This is a genomic window from Micromonospora olivasterospora, from assembly GCF_007830265.1.
In the GTDB taxonomy this organism is placed as follows: Bacteria; Actinomycetota; Actinomycetes; order Mycobacteriales; family Micromonosporaceae; genus Micromonospora; species Micromonospora olivasterospora.
The window spans coordinates 6,210,367-6,226,345 of record NZ_VLKE01000001.1 but is presented as its reverse complement, the minus strand read 5'-3'; the positions used below and the strand labels follow the sequence as shown (position 1 = coordinate 6,226,345).

Annotated in this window: 10 protein-coding genes; 3 read left to right on the top strand and 7 right to left on the bottom strand. The window is 68.8% G+C overall.

Going from position 1 to position 15,979, the window contains the following annotated elements; genetic code table 11:
* Positions 1 to 310: 310 nt before the first annotated feature.
* Entirely contained in the window at positions 311 to 1,309 is a 999-nt protein-coding gene (locus JD77_RS28175; protein ID WP_145776906.1) for an L-type lectin family protein, read from the top strand.
* A gap of 126 nt (positions 1,310 to 1,435) precedes the next feature.
* The gene (locus JD77_RS34885) at positions 1,436 to 4,261 is read left to right on the top strand and encodes an ATP-binding protein (protein ID WP_145776905.1); all 2,826 of its coding nucleotides are present in this window, start codon (positions 1,436 to 1,438) and stop codon (positions 4,259 to 4,261) included.
* A gap of 71 nt (positions 4,262 to 4,332) precedes the next feature.
* Here JD77_RS34885 and JD77_RS28165 read toward each other — a convergent pair whose 3' ends face one another.
* The 6 genes from JD77_RS28165 to JD77_RS28135 form a co-directional block, all read right to left on the bottom strand.
* Complete coding sequence (locus JD77_RS28165) at positions 4,333 to 5,565, bottom strand: cytochrome P450 (RefSeq protein WP_145776904.1); 1,233 nt, start codon at positions 5,563 to 5,565, stop codon at positions 4,333 to 4,335.
* A 73-nt stretch (positions 5,566 to 5,638) separates the two neighbouring features.
* Complete coding sequence (locus JD77_RS28160; RefSeq protein ID WP_145776903.1) at positions 5,639 to 7,144, bottom strand: purine-cytosine permease family protein; 1,506 nt, start codon at positions 7,142 to 7,144, stop codon at positions 5,639 to 5,641.
* A gap of 116 nt (positions 7,145 to 7,260) precedes the next feature.
* Complete coding sequence (locus JD77_RS28155; protein ID WP_145776902.1) at positions 7,261 to 8,079, bottom strand: SAM-dependent methyltransferase; 819 nt, start codon at positions 8,077 to 8,079, stop codon at positions 7,261 to 7,263.
* Positions 8,080 to 8,201: 122 nt separating this feature from the next.
* Positions 8,202 to 10,367 carry an Hsp70 family protein gene (locus JD77_RS28150; protein WP_145776901.1) on the bottom strand — a complete coding sequence of 722 codons (2,166 nt, stop codon included), beginning with the start codon at positions 10,365 to 10,367 and terminating at the stop codon, positions 8,202 to 8,204.
* A gap of 711 nt (positions 10,368 to 11,078) precedes the next feature.
* On the bottom strand, positions 11,079 to 12,545 hold the full coding sequence (locus JD77_RS28140) for an LPXTG cell wall anchor domain-containing protein (protein ID WP_145776900.1): 1,467 nt from the start codon (positions 12,543 to 12,545) through the stop codon (positions 11,079 to 11,081).
* Between the two features lie 266 nt (positions 12,546 to 12,811).
* Positions 12,812 to 13,288, bottom strand: coding sequence for a GNAT family N-acetyltransferase (locus tag JD77_RS28135; protein ID WP_246141039.1), 477 nt, complete (start codon positions 13,286 to 13,288; stop codon positions 12,812 to 12,814).
* 33 nt (positions 13,289 to 13,321) lie between these two features.
* Between JD77_RS28135 and JD77_RS33060 the strand changes: the two genes are divergently transcribed.
* Complete coding sequence (locus tag JD77_RS33060) at positions 13,322 to 13,501, top strand: hypothetical protein (RefSeq protein ID WP_211372892.1); 180 nt, start codon at positions 13,322 to 13,324, stop codon at positions 13,499 to 13,501.
* A 369-nt stretch (positions 13,502 to 13,870) separates the two neighbouring features.
* Here the strand turns inward: JD77_RS33060 and JD77_RS28130 are convergent, their stop codons facing one another.
* Positions 13,871 to 15,877 carry an Hsp70 family protein gene (locus tag JD77_RS28130; protein WP_145776898.1) on the bottom strand — a complete coding sequence of 669 codons (2,007 nt, stop codon included), beginning with the start codon at positions 15,875 to 15,877 and terminating at the stop codon, positions 13,871 to 13,873.
* Positions 15,878 to 15,979 lie beyond the last annotated feature (102 nt).

The window sequence follows — 15,979 nt, the reverse complement described above, 5'->3', positions numbered from 1 at the left end:
CAGGCCGGCCGTGACGAGTCAGCGGGTGGTGTTCGGCCTCGCTGGGCGGTTGTGCGGTGTGGACGCTCGCCGCGGACGGGTCCGTTGGTTGACGAGTTTGCGCGCGCCGTCTCGGCGGCGTCAAGACGCTAATACGAATTAGCAAGGCGGGTGGTGCGATGCGCCCCGGCCGGCGCTGCCGCCAGCATCATCGGCCTGCCGGCCGAAACCCGATTCGTTCGCGGTGAACCGCGACCCGCTCCCCATCCGTGCAGGGTGCGTAGCTCGATGACGACACGGGCATGGGCTCACAAGGCAGGAGCTGGATGTGATGTTCGCGCGTTCTGACCGGACCGCCCGGCCCTCGTCCCGAGGGCAGATCTCGCGGCGCGGCGTCGCGAGGGTGGCGGCGGTCGTGGTGGCCGCTGCGGTCGGTGTTCCCGCGATCTCGGCGAGCAACGCCGCCGAGATCCCGAAGGCGGCCCCCCTCGACGGGTCCCTCGCCCCGGTGCTGACGAGCGCGACCTCGTCGTCCACGGCGATCCCCGAGCACACGAAGGCCGCGCCGATGTCACCACTGGCAGTCCGCCAGAACCAGCCACCGACGGTTCGGACGCCGATGAGCAAGGTGACGCCCGTTTTCTCGTTCAATGGCTTCCCCGACACCGCCAACCTCCGGCTCAACGGGTCGGCGACCGTCGCGGGCGGGCGGCTGGTGCTGGCATCCGGGCGGGACACGGCGGGCAGCGCGTGGGCGACCACCAGGATCGACCCGTCGCGCTCCTTCAGCACGGGATTCTCCTTCGAGATCACCAAGATCAGCGACGGGATCGCGTTCGTGGTCCAGGGCGAGTCCCCCAACGCGCGTGGGGCCAGTGGCGAAGGGCTCGGGTACGGCGCCCGGCCGAACACCGGCCGGCCGCGGATCCAGCCGAGCCTGGCGGTCGAGTTCGACACGTGGGCCAACAGGTTCGACCCAGTCGACCACCAGCACGTCGCGGTGACCAGGAACGGTGACATCACCCAGCATCTTGTGTGGAAGGAGCCGGGCTTCAGCCTGTATGGCAAGGGCGTCGTCAATGTGTGGATCGACTACGACGCCAGGATGCACAGGCTGAGGGTCTACGTGAACAGGAAGTCCGGCTTCCGCCCGGCCAAGCCGCTGTTGACGAAGTCGGTCGACCTGCGCCTGGTCGTCGGTACCGGGCGGGCCTACGTCGGACTCACCGGCGGCACCGGCATCACGACCGTGGCCGATCCGGTGGAGGCGGTGCTGGCCTGGAATCTCACGTTGAGGGGAGAGCCGGCCGCCCTGCCGGCGATCCGATAGGGCACGAGGTGCGGCAGGCGTAGCGACACAGGTGCCCCGGTCGCACCACAGGCCCAAACACGGAAATCGGCACACTCCCCACCAGGTGGCCTCACGTTGCGGCGGTGGCCGCCCTATCGTGTCGGCATGCGTTCACCTGCCTCGGCCATCGTCGGTCGGGACGTCGAGCTGGCGGTCTTGCGAGAGCTGATTGTGGGGGTGGCCGGGGGCCGAGGCGGGATGGTGTGGGTGGACGGCGAACCTGGGATCGGGAAGACGACACTGATCTCGGCGGCGACAGCCGAGGCGGCGCGGCTGGGGTGTGCGGTGTACACGGGGGCTGCGCCGGAGTTGCTGCCGCCGTTTCCGTTGCAGGTGTTGCTGGATGCGCTGCTGGTCGGGCGGGACTCGGTGGACCCGTTGCGGGCGCCGTTGGCGGGGCTGTTGCAGGGGGAGGGAAGGTCGGAGCTGGTGACGCCGCGGGATGTGGCGGCGTTGTTGGCCGAGCAGGTCCTGGTGCTGGTGGACCGGTTGTGTTCGATGACGCCGGTGGTGCTGGTGCTCGACGACGCGCAGTGGGCGGACGAGGCGAGCCTGTCGGTGTGGTCGCGGTTGGGTCGGGCCGCCGCCCAGGCGCCGTTGTTGCTGGTGGCGGCGTCCCGGCCGGTGCCACGCCGAGCAGAAGTGGCCGCAACGCGGCGTGACCTCGTGGAGCGGGGGGCGACGGTGCTGCCGCTGGGGGCATTGTCGGCGCCCCAGGTGGTCGAGGTGGTGGGCGAACTGGTGGGCGCGGTGCCGAGCGGGGCGTTGAGTGAGCTGACGGGGCAGGCGGGGGGAAATCCGCTGTACGCCCGCGAGGCGGTCGACGCGTTGGTCCGGGAGGCGCGGATCACGGTGGTCGCGGGTGTGGCGGAGTTGACGGGTGCGGGGGAGTGGCCGGGGTCGTTGCCGGAGGCGATCGGGCGGCGGTTGGGGTTCTTGCCGGAGCGGACCCGGTCGGTGCTGGGGCTGGCGGCGGTGTTGGGTTCCGCGTTCACGGTCGATGACCTGGGGGTGGTGGCCGGGCAGCCGGCGACCGAGTTGATGGTCGTGGTGGATGAGGCGCTGGCGGGCGGGATGTTGGCGGCGTCGGGGGACCGGCTGGTGTTCCGGCACGGGCTGATCCGGCAGGCGCTGTACGAGGCGATGCCGGCGAGCCTGCGGGCGGCGCTGCATCGGCAGGCGGCTCGGGCGCTGGCCGGCGCGGGGGCGCCGGTGGAGCGGGTGGCCGAGCAGTTGCTCGCCGGACCGGTGCGGGCCGACGAGTGGATGATCGACTGGGTGGCCCGGGAAGCTGCGGCGTTGACCTACCGGGCGCCGCGGGTGGCCGTCGACCTGTTGACCCGGGTTCGCGACGCGGTTGACGACGATCCGCGCCGGGAACGGCTGGATGCCGACCTTACGGTCGCGCTGTCGCAGCTTGGCGACAACGAGCAGGTCGAGCAGTTGGCCCATCCGGTGCTGGCCTTCAGCCGCGATCCCATGGTGACAGCCCGGGTGGCCTGGACCCTTGGGTACGCGCTGATGCGCATGGGGCGGTACGAGCAGGCCGTTGAGGTCGCCGAGCACACGCTGGAGCGGCCGGGACTGTCGGCGGTCTGGACCGCCCGGCTGTACGCCCTGCGCGCCCTTGCGCTCATCGGCGTCGGGCGTTTCGACGAGGCTCGGGCGGCCGCCGCCCGGGCCGAGGCCGAGGGGCACCGGGCCGGTGACCGGCTGGCGGCCGGATACGCCCTGCACACCCTGGCCCTCATCGAGCACAACCAGCAGCGGAACGTGGCGGCGCAGGTGGCGCTCATCGATCGCGCGTTGGCGGTGTTGGGGGACGAGCCGCCGGTCGCCGACCTGCGGCTGCTGTTGATGATCAACCGCGCGGGCGGCCTCGACAACCTGGGACGGCCAGCCGAGGCCGACGACGCATTCGGCCAGGCCATGGTGTTCGCCGAACGTGCCGGCACTCCGCCCCGGCTGGGGCATCTGCGGGCGAAGATCGCAGACTACAACTTCTACCGGGGGCGGTGGGACGAGGCGCTGGCGGAGCTACAGGCTTCTGCCGACCTGCCGATCGACATGACGTACCGGCTGGCCGGGCGCGGGGTGCGGGCGTTGATCGCGGTTCACCGCGACGACCTGCCGGCGGCCGAGCGGGAGTTCACCGGCGTCGAGGAGCTGGCGAGCCCCGGGAACGGCCTGCGCCTGTACGCCGACCTTCTGCTGGTTGCCTGGGCGTTGGCCGCCGAGCGCGAGGGCCGGCCCGGCGAGGCGCTGGCTCGCCTGCTGGCCGTGTTCGATCCCGAGGGGAAGCGCGAGTTTCCGCAACTGACCCCGGACACGCCGATGTGGTTGGCCGACGTGGTCCGCCTCGCGCTGGTCTGCGGCGATCGCACCACCGCCACCGCCGCGGCCCGGGCGAACGCCCCCGAGGGGCAGGGATCTCCCGCGACCACCGCCGCGGCCGGGTACTGCGCGGGCCTGCTGGCGGCCGACCCCGCGGGGATCCTCGCCGCCGCCGACATCTTCCACCGCATCGGCTACCCCCTGTTCCGCGCGCAGGCACTGGAGGACGCCGCCGTGCTGTACGCCGAACGCGCCGACCAGCTGCCGGCGCGGGCCGCGTACGCGCAGGCCATCGAGGTCTACACGTCGCTCGATGCGGCCTGGGACATCATGCGCGCCGACGCCCGCATACGGCCGCACGGCATCCGCCGTGGCCGCCGCGGACCGCGCCGTCGGCCCACCATCGGCTGGGAAGCCCTCACCACCACCGAACGGAAGATCGCCGACCTCGTCGCCGCGGGACAGTCCAATCCCAACATCGCCGCCCAACTGTTCCTGTCCCGCCGTACCGTGGAAACCCACGTCTCCCACATCCTGGCGAAGCTCGGGGCCCATTCGCGGGTCGACATCGCCCGTGAGCTGGCGAATGCGCAGTAGGAGACTCGGAGTGGCTTCGAAACGTCAAGCGGGGGGCGACGGGGGTCCTGTCGCGTACGGCCGATCGTGGGTCACGATCCGGGACGGGGGCTCACCAGCAGGCGCGGGATCGTCCACGAGATGCCCGCGGTCTCGCGGAGTACCTTCCCGTCGTGGTCGAGTTGAACGTCGTCCGGCAGCTGGGTCAGCATTGCCACCAACACATCCTCCACGAACTGCTCGGCGCCCGTCTCTCCTTGACAGCGATGCGGCCCTTGACCAAACGCGAGGTGTGTGGGCCGCGAGGGCCGCGGGTCGAAACGACTCGCCGAAGCGCCGAAGCGGATCGGATCCATGTTTGCCGCCGCGTAGGACACAAGCACCGGCTCCCCGGCGGGAAGCGTCTGGCCGTCGATGGTTACCGGTCTCGACGGCGTCATGAGGTTTGTGGGGAAGGAGAGGCCACGCCGGCTACCCTCGGCGACGATTCGCCGCATGAGTTCGGGATGCGCGGTGGCCTGGCGGGCGTACCCGTACAGGTCGTGTTCAAGGAGCATGCCGATCAGGCTCGCGGCCGAGGCGGCCTGCGTTTCGTAGCTGACGACCAGCATCCCCAGCTGACTCATGAGCTGGCTGTCGGTCATGACACCGGAGTCCCGCATATCGACCAGGTGACGGGCCAGCCCATCGGGCAGGTCGTGGTGTTCCTCGGTCACGAGCTGCAGGATCGCTTCGAACTCGGGCTGGCGTGCCATGCCGAAGTAGCCGTCGCTGGCAGCGCCCGCTTCGTGCCACAGCTGCCGAAGCCGCACCGCGTGGACCAGGAGGGGCGGTGCCTGCAGGGTGCACTCGATGATGACCCGCATGGATACGTCATCGATGACCCGGGAGAGGTTCCACGGCGGCGGCTCGTTCATCAACCTGGCGAGCAACATTCCGGTGAGCGTCCGGGTGAACCTACGCGTTCGGTCGGTGGAGCCGCGGTTGATCTGCCGCAGCGTTCGGCGCAGCCGCTTGTGTACCTCACCGTCCAACATCCAGGAGGCGCCCATGATGCAATGACGATCATCGAGCGGAAAGAGTGCTGGTGGTATCTCACGGCGCCAGATGTCCTCGGGATCGAGCATCACCGCGAGCACGTCGTCGTACCGGCTGATGATCGCCGGAGTGGTGCTGCTGTCGAGAGGCCTGGGCTGGAAATAGGGATCGGCCTCGGTGGGCCATTCCGACGGTCGCAGCCATCTGGCTCCGGATGTGTACTCCGGCTCGGCGAGACTGGCGCTCTCCGGAAGGCCGATGTTCTCGGGAACAGCCGATGCTGCCATGTTCCGCGGACTCCCTTGGCTGGCGGGTTCGGTGGGCGGCGTACCCGACGTCCTCGGGTACGCCCCCGCCTTCTCACGGCGTGGTGTTCTGGATGACCGGGGTGCTCGGGGTGACCGGCGCCTGGGACGTGGTACCGGCGCCAGGGCGCAGGGTCTCCAGGCCGAGATACAGCGCCCCGGCGAGGAGGAACGAACCCACGAAGCTCACATCGATGCCGTTGGCTATGTTTGCCAACGGGCCGGTGTAGAGCGTGGTCCGCACGGTGAGCAGTCCGAATCCGCACCCCACCGCCCAGGCGACAACGGCGGGCACGTTCCAGCCGTTCGTGTACCAGTACGCGCCACCGCGTTGCCGCCGGTTGAACACCTGAAGGTCGTCGGGGAGGTATCGTCCACCGCACCGCAGGTAACCAATGCCGATGACCGCGGCCCATGGTGCGCTGGCCGCAAGCAGGATGAGTGAGATCGCGGACAGCGAGTCAGCAGCGTTCCACACGAGCGAGCCGGCGAGTACCAGCCCCACGCTGACGATGCTCACGATCGTGGTCGCGTTCGCCCGGGTCAGCCGGCTGACGATGGCGCTGAGGTCGAGCCCCGAACTGTAGACGTTCGACGCCGTCCAGCCCAGGCCACCGAAGAGGGCCATCGGGATGAGCAGGATGGCATACCAACCGGGCGCCGCGGTCACCAAGCTCTGCGGGAAGGGTGCCGACGGGTCGACGAACGCCGTGCTCACGAGCGCGCCGATCCCCATGGGCACGATGTAGCTCAGGACCACGGCCAGCAGGCCGACAGGCAGCAGCCTGGACGTCGGATAGCGGCGGGACGATATGTAGCGGGTCCAGTCGCCGGCGATCGTACTCATCGTCATGACGCCACCGACGCCGACGGCGAACACCGACAGCAGCCAGGTGCTGGTGAAGCTGCCGAGCGCGTACTGACCGCCCCGATACCCCACGTCGACGTGGCCGGCGAAGGCCGCCACCAGTAGCAGCGTGGTGAGCACGCCGAAGACCATCAGGATCAGCGTGGTCCGGACGAGCAGGTGGTACCCGTATACCGCGATCAGCACCGAAAGGAGGCCGAGAACCGTGTAGGTCAGCGCAAGGGCACCGCTCCCCGTCGGCGTATGGAGGAGCCTGGCCGCGCCCGCGACGAGTACACCGCCGCTGGACCAGATAGCGATGGCTGTGCCCAGCAACATCATGCCCAGCCCGATGATGGACCCGATCAGTCGGCCCCGTACACCGAAATGAGCCCCGCTCGAGGTGGAATTGTTGGTGGCGGTGCGTGAGCCGATGACGATGAGCGGTACGAGTGGAACGAGCCCGATGAGCGTGCCCACCGTGATTGAGGTGAGCGATGCCCAGAAGCTGAGCCCGAACGAGACCGGGAGCCAGCCGAACGCCACGCTCCCGAGGGTGAAGCTGGCCCCGGTGCAGACGGTGAAGAACGTCCACGGCGTACTCTTCCGCTCCGCTTCCGGGATACGGTCGACACCATGCTGTTCGAAGGTAAGCGGCTGACGTAGCTCGGATTCGTGTCGAGGGTTTTCGAGGAGTGCCTCTTGTTGTCCCATGCCGGGCGCCTTCCCTGTGGGTCCTCACTAAGCGAGATGTGCAGTTCCGGCTGCACCGCCGGCCACGCACCCTCGGTGACGTCAGGCCGACCCCTCAGATCCGTGAACGATCGAAGTTAGTCCACGGTCGGCTTTCGGCCTACGCCGCCGAGGATCCAGACCTCCTCTGGGCTGATGTCGGTTTCGACGTCGGGCCGCCATTCCGGAACGAACACCAGGCCGGGGTCGATGAGGGGTGCGCCGTCGAAGAAGCGTTCGATTTGATCGCGCGTGCGGTGGGTGGCCGGATACTTGGTGTTCTTGTAGACCTCTGCGGCGCCGCCAGCGTTGCCCGGCCTGGGGTCGGCGGTGGCGTGATTGATGACCAGGTAGCTACCCGGGGCCATCGAGTCGCGGAGGCGGGCGACGATCCCGTACGGGTCAGCTTCGTCGTCGATGAAGTGAAGGACGGCCACCAGCAGGATGGCCATCGGCTGGTCGAAGTCGATCTGCGCCCGGGTCTCGGGGTGGTTGAGGATGGCATCCGGGTCGCGGAGGTCCGCCGTGATCACGCTCGTGGTCTTGGCTTCGGTGGTCTTCAAGGCACGCGAGCGGACCAGCACCTGCGGATCGTTGTCGACGTAGACCACGCGTGCGTCTGGCGCCTCAGCTTGGGCGATCTCGTGGACGTTGCCTTGGGTGGGCATGCCACTGCCGATGTCGAGGAATTGGCGGATGCCCGCGTCGCGGGCCAGGAATCGCACCGCGCGTTGGATGAACCCGCGATTCTCCCGGGCCATGAGAATCACCTCGGGAGCCGCTGCGATCACCTTGTTCGCGGCTCGGCGATCGGCTGCGAAATTGTTCCTACCGCCCAGGTAGTAGTCGTACATGCCCGCAGCAGTGGGGATGGAGGGATCGATGCCGGCCAACTGGACTGAGCTTTCCGTGGTCATCTGTTTCTGAGTCCTTCCCCAAGAACGTCCAGATGGTTCGTCCAGATTCGATGAGACCTGGCGGCCCGCGAAACAGCCCGGTCCGGTAGTGGACGTTCAGTGACGTTGCGACGTAATCATCATCAATCAGCGGTTACGAGCGTGATGTATCCGGTGGAGTACACGCTTGTTGCCGCGTTCGGTCCGAGTGTGACGCGTCCGGCCGGCACCTTTTTGGCGAACACGACGAAGTGGCGTTGGTCCTTGTCGTTGGTTGGGATGATCATGTCAGTGCGTTTGAAGCCCTGCTGGTTCAGCCAGGCGGGCCACCAGTTGTCCACGTCCGGTGCTCCGCGTCTGTCGAGGGCGACGTAGACGGTGGCGTCGTGTGTGACGTCGAAGACCAGGTAGTCCGCCGGGGCGGTCAGTCGCTTGTCGTTGCTGGAGCCGGGGATCAGTACTGCTCCGGTGAGCGGGGCGGGAACGCTGGTGAAGACGGGTGACCGGTCGACGAAATGCTTGGTACCTACTACCGCGGGGCGGACAGAGGTCAGCTTCGACGGTTTGTGTACCTGGACGTCCTCCAGTTTGAGCATTGGCCGGCCGCTCGGGGCGATGGTTGCGGGCGTTGCGCTGGGCGCCTGCGGCCGTTTGCTCGGGGCGATGGTTGCGGGCGTTGCGCTGGGCACCTGCGGCCGTTTGCTCGGGGCGATGGTTGCGGGCGTTGCGCTGGGCGCCTGCGGCCGCTCGCTCGGGACGTTGGTTTCGGACGTCGCGCTGGACACCTGTGGCCGGTGGCTCGGGGCGTCGTTCCCGGACACGAGCGCTACGCCAAGCAGACCGAAGACCACGACGAGCGTGACGACGAGGCGCGCGTTCGCGAGCCGTGACCACTGCCGTCGCGCCGGTGACGGCAGGTCGGCTGGGTGGGTGTCGCCGGTAGGGCCGGTGACCGGCTGTGTCGGATTGGCCGCGGACCGTGCCCGGTGCTTCGCGCCGCGCTTCGCCTTCGGGGCCGGGGCGCCGGCTGCGGGCGCGGGCGTGACCGAACCGGGTGCTACGTGCCGACCAACAAGGCGGTGCTCGCCGCTGTCGTGTTCGGCTGCTGTGGGTGGTGCGCTGGTTCGGGCCGTTGTGGTGGTTGGTGTGTTGGGCTTGGTTCGTCGGGTTGTGGGGATGCGGGGTGCGGGGATGGGGTGTGCGGTGTGGGTGTCGGAGCTGAGCATGGCGGCGCCGAGGGCGACTGCGTGTTTCGGGTGGGTGTTGGTCATGATTGGTCGCCGCAGTGTGTCTCGTAGTAGTTGGGTGACCAGGGGGATCTGGGATGATCCGCCGACCAGGAGCACGGCGGTGAGGTCCTGCATGGTGATGCCGGCGGCGGTGAGGGTCCGCCGGAACGTTTCCATGGTGGTTTCCACGGGTGGTGTGATCATCTGCTCGAACGCTTCCCGGGTCACGGTTACGTGCCGGTCGGAGCCGGGCAGGGGGACGGTGATGTCGGCCTTGTCGCGGGTGGACAGGGCTTCTTTCGCGAGCATGCAGTCGCGTTGGACGGCGGCCAGGATCGCCGGGGTGCCGGGGTCGGTGGGGTCCAGGGCGGTGATCGCGCCGTCGAGTTGGCGGTCGACGTGGTCCATGATCGCCTGGTCGAAGTCGGCGCCGCCGAGCCATTCGATGCCTTCGGGGGTGCCGATGATCTCCAGTCCGTCGCGGCCGTTGCGGACCACGGCGCTGTCGAAGGTGCCTCCGCCCAGGTCGTAGACGGCCAGCAGGCCGTCGGGGGGGAGTGGTTGGGTGGAGCAGTAGTAGGTGGCCGCGGCGACCGGTTCGGTGATGGTGATGACGGTCGGGCCGTCGGACCGGGCTGCCCGTCCCGGGTCGGTGTGTGGGCGGGGCAGGCCGGCCAGGTGAGGGATCTCGGCGAACTGTTCGCGCCGGTACGGGCCCCACACGGCCGGGTGGGTCAGCACGATCCGGTCGGGTGGGGCGCCCTGGGCCTGGCTGACGGTGTCCACCACGGACTGGAGCAGGGCGGCCATCAGGGCGGTGGGGGAGTATGGCGCCCCGTCCAGGATCACCGGGGTGGGATCACCGAGGCGGCGTTTGAACTCCCGCGCCATCCGGCTGGGGTTCTGCAGGCCGAGGCGGTCGGCCGCCTCACCGGTCAGCAGCGCGCCCTGTTCGTCGAGGTAGGCGACCGACGGGGTGACGATCGCCTGCCCGGCCAGGGGCACCATGTCCAGGGCCCAGGCGGAGGCTGTCGCTGCGGCGGTGAAGCTGGTACCCAGGTCGATGCCCACCCCATACATACCAGAGTCCCCTCGCCGAGCCCGCCGCCGCTACCATGCAACAACGTCGTGGCTGGTTAACGGCGCCACCACGATACGCTCCGGTATACCGGGTCACAAGATCGTCGGTGCTGGAGTTGCTGTCGATGTGGCCGTCATGGACATTCGGCTGCCGCCAGGCGCGGACGGCGGACTGCGGACCGCCCAGCGCGTACGCGCGAAGTACCCCGACGTCGGCTGCTGCTGACCGGATCGGTGGCGTCGGCTAGCCGTTCGGCGATAGGTTTTCTTCCACGTGCGTGATGCGTTCTCCCGCGAGTAGAGAGCATCTGCGCCCACGCCAACTCCCGCGAGTCGGCCCGAGCCTGCCGCAACCGCGTCAACGCGGCGGCGTCCATGCCGGACAGCACCTGGGCTACCACCGTAGGCGGATCGATGACCGCGTCATGTTCGACAAGCTGGTCCAGGTGCTGCGCGGCTGTTCCTACGTGCGATCATCGTAGGCACTGCTGATGGGAGCGTTCGGTCATCGCGCCACGTCGGGACTGGCCGGCACCTACCCCGGCGCCGGCCCGTCCCGACGTGGCCTCTGCCGCCCACCATGGGCGACTCAAGGAACATTTGGTCCGCGCGGGCGCCCACCGCATCACTTGTCGGTGGGGCCGCTCGCTCCCAAGGCGAGGATCCACGACCACCACCGGCCACCCGGCGAACGTGGTGGACGCGCACTGACTAGCGCTCGTCGGTCGACGTCTTTCTGCGGCGCACGAAGATGATCAGGGCCGCCCCGAAGGCGACCATCAGGACTCCGATGAGGCTGATCCGGGCGGTCATCGCACCTGTCGCCGGCAGCTTCTCGCAGGTGCCCGGGTCCTCGTACTCACCGATCAGCTTGTAGTCGTCGCCGTCAAATACCACATTGACGACGCGCTCTCGTCCGGCGGCGAAGACGACCGTCTCCGATCTCCCGTCGGAGGCCGTGATCTTCCTGTCCTGCGTGCCATAGCTGGCGACCGCCTCCATCGGCGGCATCCCCTGACCCGGATGGGTGATGGTCACCTTCAGCTCGGTGCAGGTCGACTCGGTGGACATCGTGGGCAGCCCGCAGGTCGACGGCCGCGACCAGAGATAACGAGCCACTTCCTTGCCCCGCTCGGCTACGACGATCGGGCCCGTGCCCGCCGGCAGCTGCAACTTCACCGACTTCCCCGCGGGCACCTCGGCAGCACGGTCCACACCGGCCGCGGTGACCCGGAACGTCACCGGATAGCGGCCACCGCTGAGATGGACGGTGACCGACCCGTCGCAGGCCGGCACGAAGGTGGCCTTCGGCTGTGCGCAGGACACGGCACCGCCGTTGTAGGCGCCGAGCGGGCCGGCGGAGCGGTTGCCGGGCTTGCCCTTGCTGCCCAGCTTCTTGTCGCCGTAGCGCTTGCCCTTCGCCAACATTGGCGTGATCAGCTCGCTCTTGCCGCCCCAGACAAGGTCGATCTGGGTGTAGCACTTCGGCACGTCGACCTTCAGCTCAACCTTACGGTGCGTGGCGTCGATCGCCGCGATGTGGTGGTCGTGCGCGTATTGCGGCCAACTCGCCTCGGCGCTCGGCGCGAAGTAGGAGACGAGGAGGAACTCCTGCTTCTGATCCTTGCACAGGGGCAGGTCACCGGCGAGCTCGATCGTCGCCCGGCCCTTCGCGCCGTCGAACGTATGTTTGTACGTGGCCTGTGCCATGCCGACGCATTGCGGTGTCTTCCTGCACGTCCCCTTGAGGCCAGCGGCGTGGCCGGAGTCGGTGCTGGAGATGCCGGTACGGTCGCCGTTGCGCTCGAACCAGGTCGCCGACACCGTCAGGGTGGCACTCGTCGTCGTGCCCGGCACCCGCTGCACGCCGGTTACGACACCTTTCGGACCGTTGCCGTCGGTGTCGGCGCTGATCGCGCTGCCCACCTTGATCCCGTCGATCGGCTCCTGCGGTCGCGCGACGAGCTTGGTGATCTGAGCGTATCTGTTCTCCCAGCTGCCGTTGTTTACCTGCCAGGTGATCTCATACGTGCCGTCCGGCTGGCACACCGCGGCCCCGCTGACCCGGGTCTGATGCGCTGCCGCGGGGCTCACCGCCACCAGCGCCGCGAGCATGCCGAGCAGCAGGCCGCCCGCCAGGGAGAGTAGCCTTCGGAGGGTTCTGTTCACGTCGGTCACTCCACTGTGAAAGGGATGGTTTCGAAGTCCGGCGCCTCGGCGCGGCGCCCCTTCGCGTCCCTGTGTGCACGTACTGCAAAGCGTGCGTGGATCAATCCGTGGCGAAGTTGATATGAAAGGTCTCTGTCGATGACCGGCTGCGCGGTCCACGTCCGCGGAGCACCGCCAGCCGCGCGTAGCCCCAGTGACCGCAGTCGGCAACCGTCCGTAGCGCCGACGCGAACAGAACTCCGGCGAGCAGCAGGGTCCGGTGCCTCAGCATTGCGCTACCTCCTCACTGCCGGCCACGCACCGCGATCCCCCGTGCACCCCGAACCGTCCCGCCACGGCAGATCGCGGCCGAGGATGGCGAACGAACGCGGGTCGCCGGGATAGCCCAGCCCGCGGCGCAGGTCACGGAATCCCATCCGCCGATACAGCCGCCACGCCCGCGACCGCGCCTCGGCCGTCTCCGCCGTCGACAGCACTGCCGTCCGCGTGCCGGCCGATGACAGCATGCCGCGCAGCATTGCCTCACCCAGCCCTCCGCCCTGGCGGGCCGGGCGGACCTGTAGCTCGGATACGGTGTAGGCGTCGTCGAGCCACCGCCTGCGATCGGCGACGACCGGCATCGCACCGGCCGCCCAGTTTCGCCACCGCTGGCCAGGCCGACACAGATAGCCGTAGCCGAATCCGACGATGTCGGCCAGCGGCCCCAGAATGGCCACCGCTCGGAACCCGGGCATCGTCAGGTGTTCGACCAACTGCCGACGGCTGCCATCCCGCATCGCCGGGCCATGGCCCGGCGCCTCGGCAAGGACATCGATCGCCTCGTCCGCCCGGGTGGCGAGCTGCTCGGGCGTCCACTCGACCAGGCAGTACCTCATCGCATCTGGCACCGGTACCGCCAAGAGGTCGGGCAGTGGCGGCTGGCCGTCGACTGGGTGAAGGCCATCCGGCTGCGGCACGCCTCGTGAATCAGTGACAGAATCTGCCGGCCACGCCTGCTGCCGGCGAACCAGGACGCGCCACGGCTTCGTGATTTGAAGTGCCCTCATACTTCCCAACACGGCCAGGCCCCGGTCCGTGGGTCAGTTCATTTCAGTCCCGAGACCTACGTCCCGTGGTTTCGCGTCGATATGGTCGGCTCGCGGGAGTGCGACCGCAGGTCAAGAGGCCAACGTTCGGCACCGACGACCGGTTCGTGAGCTGCACCAACCCCGAAGCCGCCCAACGCTATCTGCGAACCACGCCTGGCGGGCTGCTACGCATCGGCGCCACCGCGATCAACCTCTGTGCTGGATCAGCCATAGCGTCGGAACGGTCATCTTGTCACGAAACCACCGTTAATCGGCGGTTACGAGCGTGATGTATCCGGTGGAGTACACGCTTGTTGCCGCGTTCGGTCCGAGTGTGACGCGTCCGGCCGGCACCTTTTTGGCGAACACGACGAAGTGGCGCTGGCTCTTGTCGTTGGTTGGGATGATCATGTCAGTGCGTTTGAAGCCCTGCTGGTTCAGCCACGCCGGCCACCAGTTGTCCACCTCCGGTGATCCGCGTCTGTCGAGGGCGACGTAGACGGTGGCGTCGTGTGTGACGTCGAAGACCAGGTAGTCCGCCGGGGCGGTCAGTCGCTTGTCGTTGCTGGAGCCGGGGATCAGCACTGCTCCGGTGAGCGGGGCGGGAACGCTGGTGAAGACGGGCGGCCGGTCGACGAAATGCTTGGTACCTACTACCGCGGGGCGGACCGTAGCCAGCTTCGACGGTTTCTGTACCCGGACGTCCTCCAGTTTGAGCATTGGCCGGTCGCCCGGGATGTCGGCCCCGGACGTCGCGCCGGACACCTGCGGCCGGTCGCTCGGCGTGTCGGTCCCGAGCAGCATCGCTGCGCCCAGCAGGCCGGTGACCGCGACGAGCGCGACAACGACGCGCGCGTTCACGGGCCGTGACCACCGCCGCCACGCCGGCGGCGGCACGTCCGCCGGTTGAGTGTCTCCGGCAGGGCCGCTGACCGGCTGTGTCGGCTCGGCCGGCGGCCGTGCCGAGTGCTTCGCGCCGCGCCCCGCCTCCAGGGCCAGCGCGCCCAGTGCTGCTGCTGGGGCTGCTGCCTCGGGCTCGCCGCTGTCGTGTTCGGCTGCTGTGGGCGGTGTGCTGGTTCGGGTCGTTGTGGTGGTGGCCGTGGTGGTTGGTGTGTTGGGCTTGGTTCGTCGGGTTGTGGGGATGCGGGGTGCGGGGATGAAGTGTGCGGTGTGGGTGTCGGAGCTGAGCATGGCGGCGCCGAGGGCGACTGCGTGTTTCGGGTGGGTGTTGGTCATGATTGGTCGCCGCAGTGTGTCTCGTAGTAGTTGGGTGACCAGGGGGATCTGGGATGATCCGCCGACCAGGAGCACGGCGGTGAGGTCCTGCATGGTGATGCCGGCGGCGGTGAGGGTCCGCCGGAACGTTTCCATGGTGGTTTCCACGGGTGGTGTGATCATCTGCTCGAACGCTTCCCGGGTCACGGTTACGTGCCGGTCGGAGCCGGGCAGGGGGACGGTGATGTCGGCCTTGTCGCGGGTGGACAGGGCTTCTTTCGCGAGCATGCAGTCGCGTTGGACGGCGGCCAGGATCGCCGGGGTGCCGGGGTCGGTGGGGTCCAGGGCGGTGATCGCGCCGTCGAGTTGGCGGTCGACGTGGTCCATGATCGCCTGGTCGAAGTCGGCGCCGCCGAGCCATTCGATGCCTTCGGGGGTGCCGATGATCTCCAGTCCGTCGCGGCCGTTGCGGACCACGGCGCTGTCGAAGGTGCCTCCGCCCAGGTCGTAGACGGCCAGCAGGCCGTCGGGGGGGAGTGGTTGGGTGGAGCAGTAGTAGGTGGCCGCGGCGACCGGTTCGGTGATGGTGATGACGGTCGGGCCGTCGGACCGGGCTGCCCGTCCCGGGTCGGTGTGTGGGCGGGGCAGGCCGGCCAGGTGGGGGATCTCGGCGAACTGTTCGCGCCGGTACGGGCCCCACACGGCCGGGTGGGTCAGCACGATCCGGTCGGGTGGGGCGCCCTGGGCCTGGCTGACGGTGTCCACCACGGACTGGAGCAGGGCGGCCATCAGGGCGGTGGGGGAGTATGGCGCCCCGTCCAGGATCACCGGGGTGGGATCACCGAGGCGGCGTTTGAACTCCCGCGCCATCCGGCTGGGGTTCTGCAGGCCGAGGCGGTCGGCCGCCTCACCGGTCAGCAGCGCGCCCTGTTCGTCGAGGTAGGCGACCGACGGGGTGACGATCGCCTGCCCGGCCAGGGGCACCATGTCCAGGGCCCAGGCGGAGGCTGTCGCTGCGGCGGTGAAGCTGGTACCCAGGTCGATGCCCACCCCATACATACCAGAGTCCCCTCGCCGAGCCCGCCGCCGCTACCATGCAACAACGTCGTGGCTGGTTAACGGCGCCACCACGATACGCCCCGGTATACCGGGTCACAAGAT